The 20125-nt window shown below is 65.2% G+C and carries 18 protein-coding genes and 1 pseudogene; 16 read left to right on the top strand and 3 right to left on the bottom strand.

The window, feature by feature from the left end; all coding sequences use genetic code 11:
* The first annotated feature begins 725 nt into the window (after nucleotides 1–725).
* Both ilvD and TSA1_RS09645 read left to right on the top strand, forming a co-directional pair.
* Nucleotides 726–2447 (top strand): dihydroxy-acid dehydratase, encoded by a 1722-nt coding sequence (gene ilvD / locus TSA1_RS09640; RefSeq protein WP_100176142.1) that lies wholly within the window; start codon nucleotides 726–728, stop codon nucleotides 2445–2447.
* Entirely contained in the window at nucleotides 2434–3255 is an 822-nt protein-coding gene (locus tag TSA1_RS09645; protein ID WP_100176143.1) for a tetratricopeptide repeat protein, read from the top strand. The genes ilvD and TSA1_RS09645 overlap by 14 nt, the downstream gene beginning before the upstream one ends.
* Before the next feature lie 104 nt (nucleotides 3256–3359).
* On the opposite strand, the gene xth is transcribed toward TSA1_RS09645, so the two are convergent.
* The gene (gene xth / locus TSA1_RS09650; protein WP_100176144.1) at nucleotides 3360–4157 is read right to left on the bottom strand and encodes an exodeoxyribonuclease III; all 798 of its coding nucleotides are present in this window, start codon (nucleotides 4155–4157) and stop codon (nucleotides 3360–3362) included.
* A gap of 134 nt (nucleotides 4158–4291) precedes the next feature.
* On the opposite strand from xth, the gene TSA1_RS09655 reads away from it, so the two are divergent.
* Nucleotides 4292–6622, top strand: coding sequence for an ATP-binding protein (locus TSA1_RS09655; RefSeq protein WP_100176145.1), 2331 nt, complete (start codon nucleotides 4292–4294; stop codon nucleotides 6620–6622).
* 4 nt (nucleotides 6623–6626) lie between these two features.
* Here TSA1_RS09655 and TSA1_RS09660 read toward each other — a convergent pair.
* A pseudogene (locus TSA1_RS09660) lies at nucleotides 6627–6725 on the bottom strand (iron-sulfur cluster assembly accessory protein); the annotation flags it as partial.
* 75 nt (nucleotides 6726–6800) lie between these two features.
* On the opposite strand from TSA1_RS09660, the gene TSA1_RS09665 reads away from it, so the two are divergent.
* Nucleotides 6801–7457 carry a DUF4272 domain-containing protein gene (locus tag TSA1_RS09665; protein ID WP_100181056.1) on the top strand — a complete coding sequence of 219 codons (657 nt, stop codon included), beginning with the start codon at nucleotides 6801–6803 and terminating at the stop codon, nucleotides 7455–7457.
* Nucleotides 7458–7668: 211 nt separating this feature from the next.
* On the opposite strand, the gene erpA is transcribed toward TSA1_RS09665, so the two are convergent.
* Nucleotides 7669–7998, bottom strand: coding sequence for an iron-sulfur cluster insertion protein ErpA (gene erpA, locus TSA1_RS09670; protein WP_100176146.1), 330 nt, complete (start codon nucleotides 7996–7998; stop codon nucleotides 7669–7671).
* Between the two features lie 122 nt (nucleotides 7999–8120).
* On the opposite strand from erpA, the gene TSA1_RS09675 reads away from it, so the two are divergent.
* The 12 genes from TSA1_RS09675 (at nucleotide 8121) to surE (ending at nucleotide 20118) form a co-directional block, all read left to right on the top strand.
* A complete protein-coding gene (locus TSA1_RS09675) occupies nucleotides 8121–9317 on the top strand; it encodes a deoxyguanosinetriphosphate triphosphohydrolase (RefSeq protein ID WP_245448180.1) in 1197 nt (398 codons plus the stop codon).
* 9 nt (nucleotides 9318–9326) lie between these two features.
* Entirely contained in the window at nucleotides 9327–11117 is a 1791-nt protein-coding gene (argS, locus tag TSA1_RS09680) for an arginine--tRNA ligase (protein ID WP_100176148.1), read from the top strand.
* Between the two features lie 140 nt (nucleotides 11118–11257).
* Nucleotides 11258–12820 carry an SPOR domain-containing protein gene (locus tag TSA1_RS09685; protein ID WP_100181057.1) on the top strand — a complete coding sequence of 521 codons (1563 nt, stop codon included), beginning with the start codon at nucleotides 11258–11260 and terminating at the stop codon, nucleotides 12818–12820.
* Between the two features lie 52 nt (nucleotides 12821–12872).
* Complete coding sequence (nagZ, locus tag TSA1_RS09690; protein ID WP_100176149.1) at nucleotides 12873–13901, top strand: beta-N-acetylhexosaminidase; 1029 nt, start codon at nucleotides 12873–12875, stop codon at nucleotides 13899–13901.
* Nucleotides 13898–14737, top strand: coding sequence for a segregation and condensation protein A (locus tag TSA1_RS09695; protein WP_018642200.1), 840 nt, complete (start codon nucleotides 13898–13900; stop codon nucleotides 14735–14737). The genes nagZ and TSA1_RS09695 overlap by 4 nt, the downstream gene beginning before the upstream one ends.
* Before the next feature lie 21 nt (nucleotides 14738–14758).
* The gene (gene scpB, locus TSA1_RS09700; RefSeq protein WP_174718838.1) at nucleotides 14759–15523 is read left to right on the top strand and encodes an SMC-Scp complex subunit ScpB; all 765 of its coding nucleotides are present in this window, start codon (nucleotides 14759–14761) and stop codon (nucleotides 15521–15523) included.
* Nucleotides 15524–15691: 168 nt separating this feature from the next.
* Entirely contained in the window at nucleotides 15692–15925 is a 234-nt protein-coding gene (locus tag TSA1_RS09705) for a twin-arginine translocase TatA/TatE family subunit (protein ID WP_028145381.1), read from the top strand.
* Nucleotides 15926–16011: 86 nt separating this feature from the next.
* Nucleotides 16012–16506, top strand: a complete 495-nt coding sequence (tatB, locus tag TSA1_RS09710) for a Sec-independent protein translocase protein TatB (RefSeq protein ID WP_100176151.1) — start codon at nucleotides 16012–16014, stop codon at nucleotides 16504–16506.
* On the top strand, nucleotides 16503–17318 hold the full coding sequence (gene tatC / locus TSA1_RS09715) for a twin-arginine translocase subunit TatC (protein ID WP_100176152.1): 816 nt from the start codon (nucleotides 16503–16505) through the stop codon (nucleotides 17316–17318). Before tatB ends, tatC begins: the two co-directional genes overlap by 4 nt.
* 137 nt (nucleotides 17319–17455) lie before the next feature.
* Nucleotides 17456–18787 (top strand): serine--tRNA ligase, encoded by a 1332-nt coding sequence (gene serS / locus TSA1_RS09720; protein WP_100176153.1) that lies wholly within the window; start codon nucleotides 17456–17458, stop codon nucleotides 18785–18787.
* Nucleotides 18788–18880: 93 nt separating this feature from the next.
* Nucleotides 18881–19243, top strand: a complete 363-nt coding sequence (locus tag TSA1_RS09725; protein ID WP_100176154.1) for a hypothetical protein — start codon at nucleotides 18881–18883, stop codon at nucleotides 19241–19243.
* Between the two features lie 107 nt (nucleotides 19244–19350).
* A complete protein-coding gene (surE, locus tag TSA1_RS09730; protein ID WP_100176155.1) occupies nucleotides 19351–20118 on the top strand; it encodes a 5'/3'-nucleotidase SurE in 768 nt (255 codons plus the stop codon).
* The last annotated feature ends 7 nt before the right edge of the window (nucleotides 20119–20125 follow it).

A 20125-nucleotide genomic window follows, 5' to 3' on the forward strand; every position in this document is an offset into this window, starting at 1 on the left:
TATCATCCAAATTCGCGGGGCGAGGGAGGCCAGAAGGAATGGTCGGCTCCCGGGAGATCACGGCATAAGCCGTGCAGCCACTGCGCAGGGAAGGCCGAGTGATCGGCGACACCTGTATGCTGCTGTGCGGTCTTTTTGCGCGTGCCTTTCGCGCAGCGGACCGCGGGTGCCAGCCGGCACCCGGCCTTCCCTGCGCCCTCTTGGCTTTCGAGGGTTGCGAGACGAAGCAAAGCTCGGGTGAATTCAGCCGCGAGGCCGCGAAGCCATGTCTGCGAGTTGTTGCCGCAGGATGGGTTTCGCTGCAGCGAAACCCATCCTACAAGTGCATTTCGGAGAATCGCGCTGCGTCCGGAATACGAGAGTGCGGCGGAAGCGCCGACTCACTTGCGTGCATCTTGTCGCGGGAGCGAAGGGTGGCGCGTCTCGCGGATCACAAAATCAGAGGTTGTGCCTCGCCCTTCTGCGAAGGTATCGACGTACGCAACCCCGTGTCTTCCCGGTAACGATTGTGCTGTCTACGCAACAGTCGGTTCCGATTTAACCGTCATCACCGGCGGTTCGCATCACCGCCGCTTTTTGGCCACACCCGAACATGAATAAAATCGCTCTAATGTTTTGGAGGCAGTGGGCAGTCCTCGACGCCACGAGAAAATCCCCAAGGTCGATTCAAATCTTGGCTCTGATTTTTCGGGTCTGAAAGGGTTGACCGGGGAAACTGGTTTGCGATGGACGCGAAGATTGACAAGCAGAGGCTGCCGAGCCGTCACGTGACGGAAGGCCCTACGCGCGCGCCCCACCGGTCCTATTTCTACGCCATGGGTCTGACCACCGAGCAGATCCACCAGCCCTTCGTCGGCGTCGCCTCGTGCTGGAACGAGGCCGCTCCCTGCAACATCTCCCTGATGCGCCAGGCGCAGGCGGTGAAGAAGGGCGTGGCGTCCGCCGGCGGCACGCCGCGCGAATTCTGCACCATCACCGTGACCGACGGCATCGCCATGGGCCATGACGGCATGCGCTCCTCGCTGCCGTCGCGCGAATGCATTGCCGATTCCGTCGAGCTCACCGTGCGCGGACATGCCTATGACGCGCTCGTCGGGCTCGCCGGCTGCGACAAGTCGCTGCCGGGCATGATGATGGCGATGGTCCGTCTCAACGTGCCCTCGATCTTCATCTACGGCGGCTCGATCCTGCCCGGCAATTTCCGGGGCCAGCAGGTCACCGTGCAGGACATGTTCGAGGCCGTCGGCAAGCACTCGGTCGGCGCCATGTCGGACGAGGACCTCGACGAGATCGAGCGCGTGGCGTGCCCCTCGGCGGGCGCCTGCGGCGCGCAGTTCACCGCCAACACCATGGCGACCGTCTCCGAGGCGATTGGTCTGGCGCTGCCTTACTCGGCCGGTGCCCCGGCACCGTACGAAATCCGCGACGCCTTTTGCATGACCGCGGGCGAGAAGGTGATGGACCTGATCGCCCAGAACATCCGGCCGCGCGACATCGTCACCCGCAAGGCGCTGGAGAACGCGGCTGCCGTGGTCGCGGCCTCCGGCGGCTCGACCAATGCTGCACTGCACCTGCCGGCGATCGCGCACGAGTGCGGCATCAAGTTCGACCTGTTCGACGTCGCCGAAATCTTCAAAAAGACACCATATGTCGCGGATTTGAAGCCGGGTGGCCGTTATGTCGCCAAAGACATGTTTGAAGTAGGTGGCATACCGCTTCTGATGAAGACGCTGCTCGACAATGGCTTCCTGCACGGTGATTGCCTTACCGTCACGGGCCGCACGATCGCCGAAAACCTCAAGAGCGTGAAATGGAATCCGCACCAGGACGTGGTGCACCCGGCAGACAAACCCATCACCGTGACCGGCGGTGTGGTCGGTCTGAAGGGCAATTTGGCGCCAGAAGGTGCGATCGTGAAAGTCGCGGGAATGTCCAACCTCAGGTTTACCGGTCCGGCCAGGTGCTTCGACCGCGAGGAGGATGCTTTCGAGGCGGTCCAGAAGCGCACCTACCGCGAAGGCGAAGTCATCGTGATCCGCTACGAGGGGCCCAAGGGCGGCCCCGGCATGCGGGAAATGCTCCAGACCACCGCGGCGCTGACCGGCCAGGGCATGGGCGGCAAGATCGCGCTCATCACCGATGGCCGCTTCTCCGGCGCCACCCGCGGCTTCTGCATCGGCCATGTCGGGCCTGAGGCGGCGGTCGGCGGCCCGATCGGGCTGCTCGAGGACGGCGACATCATCGAGATCGACGCGGTCGCCGGTACCCTTAACGTAAAATTGAGCGACACCGAGCTCGCTCAACGCAAGACCAAATGGAGCGCTCGCGCGACTAACCACACGTCGGGTGCGCTCTGGAAGTATGCTCAGCAGGTTGGACCAGCGGTCGGGGGGGCAGTGACCCATCCGGGCGGCGCGCACGAGAAACAGTGCTATGCGGACATCTAGGCGTGCCATTGTTGCGTTCGTGTTGGGGGCCAGTGCGCTGGCCGCGCCGGCGCTCGCCTTCGACGGCGCGCCGGTCAACCCGAAGGACGCGACCATTCCGGTCGTGACCGCGTTGCCGGGGACCGCGGCGAACGTGCGCGGCAAGGTCGCGCCGGTGACCCAGGAGACTTCGCTCAGCGCCCTGCAATATGCCGCCGAGGGCGGTCATCCCATTGCGCAATGGAAGCTCGGCCGCATGTACGCCAACGGCGACGGGGTCGCCCAGGATGATCTGCGCGCCTTCGAATATTTCAGCCGGATCGCCAACGCGCATGCCGAGGACAGCCCGTCGGCGCCGCAGGCGCAGATCGTGGCCAATGCCTTTGTCGCGCTCGGCCGCTACTATCTCAGCGGCATCCCGAATTCGAAGGTCAAGTCGGACCCGGAGCGGGCTCGGGAGATGTTCTCCTATGCGGCCTCCTATTTCGGCAATGCCGACGCCCAATACGATCTCGCCCGGCTCTACCTGAAGACTCCGGACGCCTCGCGTGAGGATTTCCGCTATGGCGCGCGCTGGCTGGGCCTCGCCGCCCAGAAGGGCCAGCACGAGGCGCAGGCGCTGCTCGGCCAAATGCTGTTCAACGGCGACCGCCTGCCGCGGCAGGCCGCGCGCGGCCTGATGTGGCTGACCTTGGCGCGCGACAGCGCCGGCACTGAAGAGACCTGGATCAAGGAAAGCTACAACCGCGCCTTCGCCAAGGCCTCCGACGACGACCGCGCCATGTGCCTGCAATTGCTGGAGCAGTGGGTGAAGGACCGCCGCGAGTAGCTGCGGTAACCTCGGTGCCGGGTGGGCAAAGGCGCCTTGGCGCCGTGCCCACGATCTCTCCCCGCAATTGCGAGTGCCGCTCGCTCCCACCAACTCTGCGAACGTTACGCCGCTTCCAGATCCAGATCCGCCCAAACCGGAACGTGGTCCGACGGCTTCTCCCAGCCGCGCACGTAGCTGTCGATCCCGACATTGGCGAGCTTGTCGCTGGCCTGCGGCGACAGCAGCAGGTGGTCGATCCGCAGGCCCTGGTTCTTCTGCCAGGCCCCGGCCTGGTAGTCCCAGAAGGTGTAGAGCCCGGGCTCGTCGGTGACCGCCCGAAGTGCGTCGGTCAAGCCGAGGCCGAGCAGGGACTGAAAGCTCTCCCGCGTCTCGGGCTTGAACAGGGCGTCCTCGGTCCAGGCCGCGGGGTTGTGAACGTCGCGGGCATGCGGAATGACGTTGAAGTCGCCTGCGAGGATCAGCGGCTCCTCGGTCTTGAGCCGCTCCTTCGAATATTCAAGAAGCCGTGACATCCATTTGAGTTTGTAAGGATATTTTTCAGTCCCGACCGGATTGCCGTTGGGCAGATAGAGGCAGGCGATGCGCAGCACGCCGCGCTTGAGCGTCACCACGCCCTCGAGGAAGCGGGCATGGGCGTCCTCGTCGTCGCCCGCGAGCCCCGACTTGGTCTCGTCGAAGCGGAGCTTGGAGAGCAGGGCGACGCCGTTGAACGTCTTCTGCCCGTGCGTGACCACGTTGTAGCCCAGCGCCTCGATCTCCAGCCGTGGGAAGGCCTCGTCGACGCATTTGATCTCCTGGAGGCAGACGATGTCAGGCTGGCACTCCTTCAGCCAGGTCAGCAGCAGGTCGATCCGCTGCCGGACCGAGTTCACGTTCCAGGTGGCAACTCTGATGGGCATGGGGAGGGCTCCGGGCAGGGGCTTTGGTTAGAACAAAATGCAAACGCGCCCGTCAAGGATGCCGCGAAATCTCCCACAAAATTAACCCGGCTTAAGCGGGCCGCAGGTCATTGATACGGAAAAGGTTCTGCGGAATGGGATGGCGGGTCAAAACTTCACATCGAGCTGAGCCGCGTGACGGCCTGATCGGCGCGTTCCTGTACTGGCTCGGCGGCTTCGAGATCGAGGACAGCCTGACCGCCGGCCTCAGCGAGCGCGAGATCCGCCGCATCCGCGCCAAGCAGATCGACGCCGTGACGCGGCTGATCCCGGTGACGATGGCGGTGACGATGCTCAACGTCGCCATCGTGCTGATCCTGTTCTGGGGCAGGGGCTGGAACGACTTCCTCGCGATCTGGGGCCTGACGCTCGCCGCCACGGCCTCGCTCGCGGTGCGCTCATGGCGGCGATCGCATCGAAACCCGCCGCAGGAGGCCTCGCCCCGCGCCGCGCGTCAGATGCTGCGGCAGGCGGTTTTCCTCGCCGCGATCTGGGGCACGCTGCCGCTCGCTCTGTTCAGCCGCATCGAGCCGACCAGCCAGCTGATTCTGGCCTGCCTGATGGTCGGCATGATGTCCGGCGGCGCCTTCACGTTCTCGACCTTCCCGCGCGCCGGGCTGGTCTATCTCGCCACCATGACGGTCGGCTGCGCGGGCGCGCTGCTGCTGTGCGGCACCGGGCCTTACCTCGTGACCGCGGTGTTCCTGCTGCTGTTCGCGTTCTTCATGGCGCGCAACATCGTCTCGCAAGGCAATTTGTTCCTCGGCAATCTCAAGGCCCAGCTCGAGCTCGAGCGGCAGACCGAGATCATCTCGCTGCTGCTGAAGGATTTTCAGGAGAACGCCAGCGACTGGCTGTGGCAGACCGACGCCGAAGGGCATCTGGTCGACGTGCCGCAACGCTTCGCCGACGTCGCGCAATTGCCGCTGCCCCTGCTGAAAGGATCGCACTTCTCCGACGTGCTCGACATGCTCTGCCCCGAGGACAAGAGCGCGGCCTACAACGTGGTCGGCCTGATGGAGCATGCCGAGCCGCTGCACGAGATGAACCTCAAGGTCGTCGCCGGCGGCGAGGCGCGGCTGTGGTCGCTGACGGCGAAGCCCGCCTATGATCGCGAGGGACAGTTCCTCGGCTATCGTGGCTTCGGGCGCGACGTGACCGAGCGCTGGCGCGCGGAGAAGGCCGAGGCCGAGAGCCGCGCCAAGTCCGACTTCCTCGCCGTGATGAGCCACGAGATCCGCACGCCCATGAACGGCGTGCTCGGGCTTGCCAGCATGCTGCTCGAAACCAAGCTCGATCCGGAACAGCGTGAGGCGGTCACCACGATCCGCGAGTCCGGCGACAATCTCCAGCGTATCCTCAACGACATCCTCGACCTGTCCAAGCTCGAGGCCGGACGCTTCACCTTCGAGGCGATCGACTTCGCGCCGCAGGCATTGGTCGAGGCGGTCGCGACCGTGGTGCGCGCGAGCGCCAAGGGCAAGGGGCTGACGGTCAAGCTGGAGCTCGACCCGAACCTGCCGCCGACACTGCGCGGCGACGTCGCGCGTATCAGGCAGGTGCTGCTCAACCTCGCATCCAACGCGGTGAAGTTCACCGACCAGGGCGAAGTGACGATCGCCGCGACCTGCCAGGCGCGCCGCGACCTGCTGGCGACCGTCGAGTGGACCGTCACCGACAGCGGCATCGGCATCGCCCCCGAAAAGCTCGGCCAGCTCTTCAGCGACTTCGCGCAGGCCGATGCCTCGATCAGCCGCCGCTTCGGCGGCACAGGCCTTGGCCTTGCGATCAGCAGGCGCATCATCGAGCAGATGGGCGGCACGATCGGCGTCACCTCGACGCCGGGCGAGGGGTCGACCTTCCGCTTCACGCTGGTGCTGCCCTGGAGCCAGGCGCAGGCCTCCGAGCAGGCGTCGAACCGCGACGAGGCCGACGAGCTCAAGGTGCGCATCGCCGAACGCGATCGGCCGTTGAAGGTGCTGGTCGCCGAGGACGATGCCGTCAACCGCATGGTCGTCAGCAAGATGCTCGGGACCTTCGACGTCGAGCTGCGCGTCGTCACCGACGGTACCGAGGCCGTCGCGGCAGCGTCCGAAGGCAATTACGATGTCGTGCTGATGGACGTGCGCATGCCCGACATGGATGGGCTCGCCGCCACCCGCGCCATCCGCGCGCAAGGCGGGCCCTTTGCGGCATTGCCGATCATCGCGCTGACGGCCAACGCTTTCCCCGAAGACGTCAAGATCTGCCGCGAGGCCGGCATGTCGGATTTTCTGGCCAAGCCGCTGCGCAAGCCGGCGCTGGTCGCAGCCCTGCTGCGTGCGCTCGACGGGTTCACCATGGCGGAGGACGCGCCGCTCCAGCCGGAGCTGATGCCTGGTGACGTCGAGTGGACGGACGAGGAAAGGCAGATCACCGGCGCGTAAGCGCTCAGATCGAGAAGCTGGTGCCGCAGCCGCAGGACGCCGTCGCGGTGGGATTGTTGACGTGGAGCGAGGCGCCGATCACATCGTCGACAAAATCGACCTCGTACTCCATCCGGCTTGTCGCTGCCGAAGATTCCTCGTGATATTGTACGTTTGACAAGCGTTGGGGGGAGGCGCGATGAATGGGAGGGGGGCAGCGGAAGCTATCGATAGAAGGCTCAGATCAGAAAGAATCCTTCAAGCCGAGGGCGTACCTTTCCTTGCCGCATTACCCGTTATTGAGACCGCGGCTGAGGCGCTGAAGCGGTCAAAAGAAGAGGTCGCGCTACGCACTCTTTGTGTCCTTTTCGTCGCTGCAAAGGGCGAGGGACTTGGGGAAGATCTAGTTGAACAACTTCTGGGATCGTACGAGCTGCGGCCACATCTGACTCCCGTGGAACTCGCCTTCGTGCTCGATAAGTCCCCCTCGCAGCACGACCGGATTCAATTCACGTGGAGGCACGAAGCCGCTTGGACTCTGCTTTGGGCATTGGGCTTCGTGGCCCAGCTCGGCAAGCCAGCGCAGTTTTGCGATGTGGGCTTCGCCGCAAGCACAATGGCCGAAAGGACAACCTCTCAGTTCATCGAAGACTCCGAACTTCGTCCGATCGCCGACATTCTCGATCAGGCCGATCTGATCTACAGGTACCATTGGGCTGTCAGAAACGCCCTTGCGCGAGGGCAGCAGATACCGGCAGCCCTAGATCCTGGCGTGACGGAAGAAAGGCACCACGCTTTGAACTGGCTTATCGGATACCAGGACCAAGCGTGGCATCATGTCACGACTGACACCTAACACTCGGCTGCGGCATGGGCCGCTTCGGCGTTGGGCTATATCGAACCCACCGCGTGTGTGTCCCGTCGAGCTCCCCCGTGGGGATCCTGCGATGCTCATGCATTACCCCTGTCTTGCCCGATGCGTCAATCGCTATTCGTAAAAGCCGAAAGGCATCGCGCCGGCTGCCCGGCTACTGTGCATGGGGTTGTTTTTCAGATTTTGAGTCGGGCTAGATCGAGAAGCTGGTCCCGCAGCCGCAGGATGCCGTCGCGTTCGGATTGTTGACGCGGAACGAGGCGCCGATCAGATCGTCGACGAAATCGACCTGCGAGCCCGCCAGGAACGGCTGCGAGGCGGAATCGACCAGCACCACCGCATTTTCCTGCTCGATCACGAGATCGTCGTCGGTGCGCGCGCGATCGATGTCGAACTTGTACTGAAAGCCGGAGCAGCCGCCGCCCTCGACCGAGATGCGCAGCATCGCGCCGGCACCTTCGCCCTTGAGGATTTCCCCAATCCGGCGTGCGGCGCGGTCACTGATGGTCACGTCAGTCGTCATCTCAGGTCTCCGATAGTCCCGCGGTCATATCCAATTCATTTGGTATCCCGCGTCCGGCATAGTTAAGTGCAAGGATACGGAGAATCAAATGGATAGGGACTAAATTCGTCGTGTCCGTCGGAATGGCAGCCCCCCGCGCGCCCTATGCCTGCGACCCCGATCGCAGCCGCGGCCGGCTGGTCGCCGAGCCGCCGAGCCGGACCCGCAGCCCGTTCCGGCGGGATTGCGACCGGGTAATCCATTCCACCGCGTTCCGCCGCCTGAAGTACAAGACCCAGGTGTTCGTGTTCCACGAGGGCGATCACTACCGCACCCGGCTGACCCACTCGCTGGAGGTGGCGCAGATCGCCCGTGCGCTGGCCCGGCAGCTCGGACTGGACGAGGATCTCACCGAAACCCTGGCGCTGGCCCACGATCTCGGTCATCCGCCGTTCGGCCATGCCGGCGAGCGGGCGCTGGACGCCTGCCTGAAGGACTTTGGCGGCTTCGACCACAACGCCCAGACGCTCCGCGTCGTCGCTTCGCTGGAGCATCGTTATCCCGAGTTCGACGGGCTGAACCTGACCTGGGAGTCGCTGGAGGGCATCGTCAAGCACAACGGGCCGCTGACCGATCGGGGCGGCGCGCCGGTCGGGCGCTATCGCGAGCACGGCATTCCCGTCGGAATCGCCGACTACATCAAGACCTACGACCTCGAATTGTGGAGCTTCGCCTCGCTGGAGGCGCAGGTCGCGGCCCTCGCCGACGACATCGCCTACGACGCCCACGACATCGACGACGGCCTGCGCGCCGGCCTGTTCCATCTCGACGATCTCAAGGTGATGCCGCTCACGGCCGAGATCATCGCCGAGACCTCGGCGCATTATCCTGAGCTCGAAGACCTCAGGCGCGGTGCCGAGCTGGTGCGCGAGCTGATCTCGCATTTGATCGGCGCAGTGTTCGCGGAGGCGCAGAAGAACCTCGCTGCGGTGAAGCCGCAGTCGGCCCAGGATGTGCGCCAGCAGAGCCGGGCCCTGGTCGCGTTCCCGCCCGAGGTCGCCGAGGAGGAGGCCGCCATCAAGACCTTCCTCTACCAGCACATGTACCGCCACAAGCGGGTGATGCGTGTGATGGGGGAGGCCGAGCAGATCCTGTTCGACCTGTTCGCGAAATACCTGAAGGTGCCGGCGGAATTGCCGCCGGAATGGCTGGTGGGGGCGCAAGGCGACGACGAGGGCGACCGGGCCCGCCGGATCGGCAATTTCATTGCCGGAATGACCGACCGTTTCGCCTTGACCGAGCACCAGCGGCTCTTTGACTCGACCCCGGATTTGCGTTAGGCGGCGGCCATGCCCCAGACCTCCTCATCCCTGCATTTGTTCGCCGATGTGCTCGCACGCGTGCATGCCGCCTGCCGCGCGCTTGCAGCGGACGCCGGCTGGCCCGAGGGCATCGATTTCTCCCGCGTGGTGGTCGAGCCGCCGCGCGATCCCTCTCATGGCGACATGGCCACCAACGCCGCCATGGTGCTGGCCAAGGAGGCAAAGGCCAAGCCGCGCGATCTCGCCGATCAGATCGCTGAACGGCTGCGTGCCGATGCGCTGATCGCCAAGGTCGACGTCGCCGGTCCCGGCTTCATCAATCTGACCTTGAAGCCGGCCGCCTGGGCCGAGGCGCTGCGCACCGTGCTTCGTGAGGCCGCCGATTACGGCCGCGTCCGCGGCGGCTCCAAGGTCAATGTCGAATACGTCTCGGCCAATCCGACCGGGCCGATGCATGTCGGCCATTGCCGTGGCGCCGTGTTCGGCGATGCGCTGGCGAGCCTGCTGCAGTTCGGCGGCCACGACGTCACGCGCGAATATTACATCAACGACGCCGGCGCCCAGGTCGACGTGCTCGCGCGCTCCGCGTTTCTCCGGTACCGCGAGGCGCTCGGCGAGGACATCGGCGCGATCCCGGAAGGCCTCTATCCCGGCGACTATCTGAAGCCGGTCGGGCAGGCGCTCGTGAACGAGCACGGCGACAAGCTCCGCGCCATGAGCGAGGCCGAGTGGCTGCCGACCGTGCGCGCCAAGGCGATCGCGATGATGATGGACGAGATCAAGGACGATCTCGCCGCCCTCAACATCCGCCACGACGTGTTTTTCTCGGAGCGCTCGCTGATCGAGACCGGCAACAACAAGGTGGCCGAGACCATCGATTTCCTCAAGGCCAAGGGCGACATTTACGAAGGCCGCCTGCCGCCGCCCAAGGGCGCGCCGGTCGAGGACTGGGAAGACCGCGAGCAGCTGCTGTTCAAGGCGACGGCCTACGGCGACGATGTCGATCGTCCGCTGATCAAGTCCGACAATTCCTACACCTATTTCGCCTCCGACATCGCCTACCACAAGAACAAGTTTGACCGTGGTTTTGCGGAGATGATCGACGTCTGGGGCGCCGACCATGGCGGCTACATCAAGCGCATGCAGGCGGCGGTGAAGGCGACGACCTCGGGCAAGGGGGCGCTCGACGTCAAGATCGTCCAGCTCGTCAAGCTCTTGCGCAATGGCGAGCCGGTGAAAATGTCGAAGCGGAGCGGGGACTTCGTCACCTTGCGTGAGGTGGTGGATGAGGTCGGCCAGGATGCCGTCCGCTTCATGATGCTGTACCGCAAGAACGACGCGGTGCTCGACTTCGACCTTGCCAAGGTCATGGAACAGTCGCGCGACAACCCGGTGTTCTACGTCCAGTACGGCCACGCCCGCGGCCACTCGATCTTCCGCAACGCGCGGGCGGAGGTGTTCCCGGAACTGCCCGAGGATACCGACAAGCGCATTGCGTGGCTGGCTGAGTCGGCGGTGGAGCGGTTGTCAGACCCGGTCGAGCTTGAACTTCTCAAGCGGCTCGCAATATATCCTCGTATGCTCGAAGCCGCCGCCGCGGCCCATGAGCCGCACCGAATTGCCTTTTACCTCTATGACTTAGCGAGCGAATTTCACGCGCTTTGGACGAAGGGGCGGGATTTGCCCTATTTACGCTTCATTATCAATAATGATGCAGATCTAACAAAGGCGCGACTGGCCATGGTCCAGGGCGTCGTCTCGGTTCTGGCATCGGGCCTCGCCATCCTCGGCGTCCATGCCCCGAACGAGATGCGGTAGTTTGGGGCGAACTACTTAAGGGGATAATTGGGGGTACCGGCAGAAGCCGGATCGCTTAGACTTGGTTGAAAGCCTTGTGGGTCGAAAGCCGTGCCTTGGTCGAGGGGCGCGCGGCTTTCCCGAAGGGACGCATCATCACGATGGCCGAACGATATCAGGACAGACCGTTTCCTTCCGATGACTTTGGTCGCGGTGGCGATCAGCGTGGGAAGGCGGACAGCGATCCCCTGGCCGAGCTCGCCCGCCTGATCGGACAGACCGATCCGTTTGCCGCGCAGTCGCGGCCAGCTGCCCATCCGCCGGCCGCTCCTGCGCCCGCACAGAGCTATCAAGACGACGATTATGGGCAGGACGAGTATCAGCAGGACTATGCCGAGCAGGCTCCGCCGCCTCCGCCCGGGCCGCCCTCATGGATGCGGCGCGCCAACGTGCAGCCGGCGCCGGCTCCAGTCTCCGAGCCTGACTATCCAGTGTCGGTCAGCCCGGTCCATCCGCTGCATCGCTATTCGGCCGAGCCGGCCGCGCCCGCACCTGATCTTCATCAACCGCAGGCCTATCCGGATCACACCTATCAGGATCACGCCTATCAGGGGCAGGCTCATCAGCAGCAGGCTTACCCGCAGCAGGATCAGGCCTACCAGCAGCCGGCCTATCAGGAGCCGTATCAGCAGCCGGATCCGTCGCGCTATGACGATGCGCTCTATGGCCGGCTCGAGGCTGGCGAGCAGGATTATCAGCGCGATCCGGCCTACCCGGACGATCCCTACGCGTATCAGAGCGACTATCCCGATGCGGAGGTCGACGAGCCCAGGAAGCAGCGCGGCGGCATGATGACGGTCGCGGCGATCCTGGCGCTGGCCGTGGTCGGCACTGGGGCGGCGTTCGCCTACAAGACCTATATCGGCTCGCCCCGCAGCGGCGAGCCGCCGATCATCAAGGCCGACAACACGCCGACCAAGATCGTGCCCGCGCCGTCGGACTCCGCGTCCAAGGTGCCGGATCGCATGGTGAGCGGCGATGGCACCGAGAAGATCGTGCCGCGCGAAGAGGCGCCGGTCGACGTCAACGCCAAGGCGGGCGGCCCCCGCGTCGTGTTCCCGCCGCTGAACCAGAACGCGAACCCGCCGTCGGTCGCGAGCGTATCGCCGTCCACAGTGCCGCCACCGGGCGCAAGCAACGGCACGCTGCCGAACAATTCGCCGCGCCCGATCAGGACTGTCGCCGTGAAGGGCGATCAGACCGACAGCGCCACGCCGCAGTCGGCTGCGGCCTCCAAGCCGGCAGCTCCGCCGAAGCCAGTCGCAGCGCCAGCCGCGCCGCGCAATCCGCCGACATCGGCCAATGCCAGCGCCAACCAGCCGCTCTCGCTGGCGCCACAATCGGCACCTGCCGCCGAATCGCCGCAGCGCATGGCTGCGACCACGCCGACCCAGATCGCGCCGAACGCTGCTCCCGAGAGCCATGGCGTCATGGTGTCGGTTTCGTCCCAGGACACCGAAGCGGCGGCCAGGGAGTCGTACCGCGTGACGCAGGGGAAGTATCCGTCGGTCCTGGGCTCCCGCTCGGCGGTGATCAGGCGCACCGAATTGTCCGATGGAAAGGTGAAGTACCGTGCATTGGTCGGTCCCTACCGGACGCGCCAGGAGGCCTCGCAGTTCTGCAAGGAGCTGATGGCGGCCGGCGGGCAGTGCTTTATCCCGTAGTATTATCCGCCGATTCCTTGACCCTCTGACGGGGCAGGGTTAATCGGCCGTTATGAGCACGCGGGCCTTCATTACCGGCGTTTCCGGAACGGAACTGACCGCCGCCGAGCGGGAGTTTATCCGCAGCGAACGCCCGTGGGGCTTCATCCTCTTCAAGCGCAATGTCGCAACCCCAGCTCAAGTTGCTGCATTGGTTGCGGAATTGCGGACGGCGGCCGGTGCCCCCGACGCGCCTGTGCTGATCGATCAGGAAGGCGGGCGGGTGCAGCGGCTGGGGCCGCCGCACTGGCCGGTGTATCCGCCGGGCGCAGTTTTCTCGACCCTGTACGACACTGATTCGGCGCTGGGACTCACCGCGGCGCGCCTGTCCGCCCGGCTGATCGCGGCCGATCTCGCCGATCTCGGCATTACCGTGGATTGCTTGCCGCTTGCTGACGTGCCGGTGCCGGGCGCCGATGCCGTGATCGGCAACCGGGCTTACGGCACGGAGCCCGCCAAGGTCGCGGCGATCGCGCGGGCCGTCACGGAAGGGCTGGAGCAGGGCGGCGTGCTCCCGGTCCTCAAACACATTCCAGGCCATGGCCGCGCCACCGCGGACACCCATTTCAAGTTGCCGACGGTGGATACGCCGAAGGATGAGCTGGAGCGGACCGACTTCGCCGCGTTCAAGCCGTTGTCGGATCTGCCGATGGCGATGACTGCACATGTTGTGTTTAGCGCGGTCGACCCCGCCCATCCGGCGACGACATCTGCGACAATGATTGCTGACGTGATTCGCGGCGCAATCGGGTTCCAGGGTTTGTTAATGAGTGATGACGTGTCGATGAACGCGCTGTCGGGGAATATCGCCGAGCGGACCCGCGCCATCTTCGCGGCCGGCTGCGACGTGGCGCTGCATTGCAACGGCAACATCGAGGAAATGCGCGCGGTTGCCGGTCAGACACCTGAGCTGTCGGGCCGGGCGCTGGAGCGGGCGAATGCCGCGCTCGCCGCCCGCAAGGCACCGCAGCCGTTCGACCGGGTCGCCGCACGCACTGAGCTGGACGCATTGATCGCACGGGCAAACACGGCATCCGCATGACCGCAGAAATCCTATCGTTTGAAACCGGGCGGCCCGCAGAGCTCGCAGAGGGTGAGCCGGCGTTGGTGGTGGACGTCGAGGGCTATGAGGGGCCGCTCGACCTGCTGCTCGCGCTGGCCCGGCAGCAGAAGGTCGACCTCGCCAAGATCTCGATTCTGGCGCTGGCCGACCAATATCTCCACTTCATCGAGGCCGCGCGAAAGATCCGGCTCGAGCTTGCCGCCGACTATCTCGTCATGGCCGCATGGCTCGCCTTCCTGAAGTCGCGCCTCTTGCTGCCCGAGCCGCCGAGCGCGGAAGGCCCGAGCGCCGAGCAGATGGCTACCGCGCTCGCCAACCGTCTGCGCCGGCTGGAGGCCATTCGCGAGGCCGCCAACCGCCTGATGAACAGGCCGCAATTGCAGCGTGACATCTTCCCGCGCGGTGAGCCCGAGCAGATCGCCGAGATCAAGCATCCGAAATACACGGCGACACTGTACGATCTGCTCACCGCCTATGCCTCGCAGCGTCAGTCGCGCGTGCTGGCAAGCGTGCATCTGGCCAAGCGCACGGTGTGGTCGCTTGCGGAAGCGCGCGCCACGCTGGAGCGGCTGGTCGGCAGCATCACCGAGCAGGATGACTGGGGCGTGCTCGACGACTTCCTGATCCGCCACGTCGCCGATCCGACGCAGCGCGCGACGGTGTTCGCCTCGAGCTTTGCCGCCGCGCTCGAATTGGTGCGCGAAGGTCAGCTGGAGCTGAACCAGAAAGAGGCATTCGCGCCCATCTATTTCCGGAAAGGGCGCCCGAAACCGGTCCCGGACGCAGCTCCCGCGCCTGATGCGCCGGTCGCTTAAGTGCAAGAAGGAGAATCTGCCATGGCAAGCCTGGCTGAAGTGCGGGTAGAAGAGGCCGAGCCGATGGAGAACGAAACCCAGGCGCGTCCCGAGGAATTGCGGCTGCTGGAAGCGCTGCTGTTCGCATCGAGTGAACCGCTTGATACCGCGACGCTGGCCAAGCGTATGCCCGAGGGAGTCGACGTCAAGGCCGCGCTCGAGCAGCTGCAGGCCGACTACGCCATGCGCGGGGTGAACCTCGTCCGCGTGGCCAACAAATGGACCTTCCGCACGGCCGGCGATCTCGCCTGGCTGATGACGCGGGAGAGCACCGAAACCCGCCGCCTGTCGCGCGCGGCGATCGAGGTGCTGGCGATCATCGCCTATCACCAACCCGTGACGCGCGCCGAGATCGAGGAGATCCGCGGTGTCGTCACCTCGAAGGGCACGCTCGACGTGCTGCTGGAAACCGGCTGGATCAAGCCGCGCGGCCGGCGCAAGACGCCGGGCCGTCCGCTGACCTTCGGAACCACCGAGGACTTCCTGTCGCAGTTCACCCTGGAACAACTCGGCGATCTGCCGGGCCTGGAGGAGCTGAAGGGCACGGGCCTGCTGGATTCGCGCCTGCCGACCGGCTTCAGCGTGCCGACCCCGTCGGACGATCCGCAGCTCCGCGAGGACGAGGACCCCTTGGAACCGGGCGAGGATCTCGATCTGGCGCTGGCGCCTGCGGTCGAGCCCGAGACGTCGGAGGGGGCACCGGACGGCGGCAATGAGGGCGGCGGCGAAGGCGGCGCCGAAGAGTGAGGCTCCGGCCTTTCACCGGTGCCCTGCGACCGGTTAACACTAGCAAGATTACGTAGCGCCTACAGCGAATTGGCGCTGCCTTGGTCCTTGTTTTTGAGACCTGCCAAGCCTAGGTTTCGGTGAAGATCGGCCGGGTCCCCCGGCCATGCGCGTTTGGAGGGTTGCAGGATGGGTTCACTCAGCATTTGGCACTGGATCCTGGTGATCGCAGTGGTCCTGCTGCTGTTCGGCCGCGGCAAGATTTCGGATCTGATGGGCGACGTGGCGCAGGGCATCAAGGCATTCAAGAAGGGCATGCAGGACGACGACAAGCCCGCCGAGAAGCCGGAGCCGGCCAAGTCCATCGAGCACAACAATGCGCCGACCGCGGCGCGGTCCGACGTCGGCAGCAAGGCCGTCTGAGCCAGAGCACGCGAGACGCGGGTAGCGGCCCGATCCTGCGCGCAAGGGATTGGGCCAGTTGCGGCTTCGCGTGAACGGAAGACCTCATGTTCGACATCGGGTGGAGTGAACTGGTCCTCATCGGGGTCGTGGCCCTGATCGCCATCGGCCCGAAAGAGCTGCCGGGCGTGCTGCGCATGGTCGGACAGTGGATGGGCAAGGCGCGCAAGATGGCCGCCGAATTCCAGGGCCAGTTCCAGGAAGCGATGCGCGAGGCCGAGATGGCCGACCTCAAGAAGAGTTTTGACGAGGTCAAGGAAGCCGCCACCGGATTCAATCCGCTGACTTCGCTGCAGAAGGACGTCAGCGACGCGCTCCGCGTCGATGCGCTCGACAAGCCCGCGGAGACATCCACGACGACTACCGTTGAACCTCCGACAACGCCCACCACGCCGGAGGCCCCGACGCCCGCGACCTTCATGGAAGCCGAGGCGCATGCAGCTGCGAACGAGCCGCTTGCGATCACCCGTGAAGTCGAGCAGGCACAGGTGGCGCAGGACACCGCGCCCTCCGAAGCGATCAAGGACGCCAAAGCGTCATGACCGACGCCGATATCGAGGCCAGCAAAGCCCCGCTGATGGACCATCTGATCGAGCTGCGCTCGCGGCTGATCAAGGCACTGCTCGGCTTTGGCGTGGCTTTCATCTTCTGCTTCTTCTTCGCCAAGCAGATCTACAACGTGCTGGTCTGGCCGTTCGTGTGGGTCGCGGGCCCCGAGAACTCCAAGTTCATCTACACGGCGCTGCTGGAATATTTCATCACCCAGCTCAAGCTCGCGCTGTTCGGCGCCGGCTTCATCTCGTTTCCGATCGTCGCGACGCAGATCTACAAATTCGTCGCGCCCGGCCTGTACAAGCACGAGAAGCAGGCCTTCCTGCCGTATCTGGTCGCGACCCCGTTCTTCTTCGTGCTCGGCGCGGCGCTGGTCTATTTCGTCGTGCTGCCGATGCTGGTCCGCTTCTCGCTCGGCATGCAGCAGGCCGGAAGCGACGAGACCGCGCAGATCCAGCTCCTGCCCAAGGTCGGCGAATATCTGTCGCTGATGATGTCGCTGATCTTCGCCTTCGGCATCGCCTTCCAGCTTCCGGTGATCCTGACGCTGCTCGGCCGGATCGGAATCGTGACGTCGAAGATGCTGCGCGAGAAGCGCCGCTATTTCATCGTCATCGCCTTCGTCATCGCGGCCGTGTTGACGCCACCGGACGTGCTCAGCCAGTGCTCGCTCGCGATCCCCTTGCTGGCGCTCTACGAGGGCTCGATCATCGCGGTCGGCATGGTGGAGAGGAAGGCGGCGGCTGCCGCGCAGGCCACCACCGGCACCGACGTCTCGACGCCGGCCAATCCGGCGGAGTAGGGCGCTTTCGCTCTATGTTAGCGCTGCTCAGCCCATGATTCGTCATGCCCGGGCTTGACCCGGGCATCCACGACTTGGTCTAAGGCTGCAGACACGTGGATGGCCGGGATGAACCCGGCCATGACGGGAAGACAGCCATGCACGACATCAAATCGATCCGCGACAATCCGCAAGCCTTCGATGCCGGCCTCGCCCGGCGCGGCCTGAAGCCGATGGCGGCCTCGCTGCTTGCGATCGACGAGACGCGGCGCGCGGCGATCCTGGCGTCCGAGCAGGCGCAGGCGCGGCGCAATGCGGCCTCGAAGGAGATCGGCGACGCCAAGAAGGCCAAGGACGAGGCGCGCGCGGCCAAGCTGATGGCTGAAGTCGCCGAGCTCAAGACCACGATGCCTGAGCTCGAAGCGGCCGCGAAGGCCGCCGACGAGGAGCTGACCAAAGAGCTGTCCGCGATCCCGAACATTCCGCTCGACGAGGTGCCCGATGGTGTCGACGAGCACGGCAACGTGCAGCGCCATGTGTTCGGCAACAAGCGCAACTATGATTTCGCGCCGAAGCTGCATGACGATCTCGGTACGGCGCTGGGCTATATGGATTTCGAGGCGGCGGCAAAACTCTCCGGCGCGCGCTTCGTCGTGCTGAAGAAGGCGCTGGCGCGGCTCGAGCGCGCACTCGGACAGTTCATGCTCAATCTGCACGTCGACGAGCACGGCTATACCGAGATCAATCCGCCGCTGCTGGTGCGCAACGAGATCATGTTCGGCACCGGACAGCTGCCGAAATTCGAGGACGACCAGTTCTGGGCGATCAAGGGCGAGCTGCTTGCATCGCCCGATCAGGAACGGCTGAGAACAGAACGCCTCGGCCTGATCCCGACTGCCGAGGTCTCGCTCACCAATCTTGCGCGTGAATCCATCCTCGACGAGAAGCAGTTGCCGATGCGGCTCACGGCGCTGACGCCGTGCTTCCGCGCCGAGGCGGGCGCTGCGGGGCGCGACACGCGCGGCATGATCCGCCAGCATCAGTTCACCAAGGTCGAGCTGGTCTCCGTCACGACTCCCGAGACCAGCAAGGACGAGCTGGAGCGGATGCTGTCCTGCGCCGAGCAGGTGTTGCAGAAGCTCGACCTGCATTATCGCGTGATGACGCTCTGCGCAGGAGATATGGGTTTTTCGTCGCAAAAAACCTACGACATCGAGGTCTGGATGCCGGGCCAGGGCGAGGGCGGGGCGTTCCGCGAGATCTCGAGCTGCTCGGTCTGCGGTGACTTCCAGGCCCGCCGCATGGATGCGCGCTCGCGCGGCCCCGATGGCAAGCCGCGCTTCGTGCACACGCTGAATGGCTCCGGCACCGCGCTCGGCCGCGCGCTGATCGCCGTGATGGAGACCTATCAGCAGGAGGACGGCTCGATCGCGGTCCCCGACGTGCTGCAGCCCTATATGGGCGGCGTGAAGGTGATCGGGCGGGAGTAAATCCTGCTGCCTGCCTGAAACGCAAAAAACGTTTGGTTGCGAAGATCGGGCGGCCGGCTATCCTGCCGGCCCCGCAACGCGAACCCTCCGTTCATGGCCTTGCACCGCGACATCTTCTGGGTCGGCAGACAATGGGCGGTGACGGGGGCCGGCATTCAGGCCGTCGACCAGCGCCTGCGCGGCGTGCTCGACATCGAGATCGCGCGGCTCTGGGACGACGATCTCGTGCGGAGCCGGCGCGCCAAGCCCGGCGTGAATGCAGCAGACTTCGACAAGGCGCTGACGGTGGCGCGCGAACGCTTTCCGCAGGCGCCAGAGTCGAATCCGCTCGTTGCGCAATTGGAGGCGCTCGGCGTGATCGGAGCGCCGGTCGTCAGTCCGGCCGTGCCGGCGATGAAGCTGCGCGCGGAGGGGCGGCTCGCGCGCTTCCTGCCGCAATGGCGCATCCGCCGGTAGAGAAAGCAGGCCAGGGAACCTGACCGACCCCGAAATCTGCCCGGTTTGCCTGATCGGCCGGAGCCGGATAAGACGGCTCAGATCCCCTTCAGGAATCGAACCTTCGCATGCGCATTCTCTGCACCAATGACGACGGCATCCACGCCCCCGGCCTCAAGGTGGTCGAGGAGATCGCGCGTGCGCTGTCCGACGACGTCTGGGTGGTGGCACCCGAGCTCGACCAGTCCGGCGTGTCGCATTCGCTGTCGCTGAACGATCCCTTGCGCCTGCGCGAGGTCGGGCCGCGGCACTTTGCCGTGCGCGGCACGCCGACCGACTGCGTCATCATGGGGGCGCGCCACATCCTCGGGGCCAAGCTCCCGGACGTCGTGCTGTCCGGGGTCAACAAGGGCCGCAACGTCGCCGAGGACGTGGTCTATTCCGGTACCATCGCCGGCGCGCTGGAGGGCACCATTCTCGGCCTGCCGTCGTTCGCGCTGTCGCAGGAGTTCAGCGTCGAGACCCGCGAGCGGCCGCCGTGGGATACCGCGCGCAAGCTCGGGCCCGACATCCTGCGCAAGGTGATCGCCGCAGGCATCCCGAAGGACACCGTCATCAACGTCAACTTCCCCTCCTGCGCGCCGGAGGAGGTGCTCGGCATCCGCGTCACCCGCCAGGGCAAGCGCAATCTCGGTTTCCTCAGGGTCGACGAGCGCAGGGACGGCCGGGGCAATCCCTATTTCTGGATCGGTTTCGAGCGCAGCGCGATGCTGGACACGCCGGCCGACGGCACCGATCTGGCCGCGCTGCGCGAGCGCTACGTCTCGGTGACGCCGCTCAGGCTCGACCGCACCAATGAAGCGTTTTCGGAAGAGCTCAGCGCGACGTTGAAGTAAGAAGATC

Source organism: Bradyrhizobium nitroreducens (assembly GCF_002776695.1).
In the GTDB taxonomy this organism is placed as follows: domain Bacteria; phylum Pseudomonadota; class Alphaproteobacteria; order Rhizobiales; family Xanthobacteraceae; genus Bradyrhizobium; species Bradyrhizobium nitroreducens.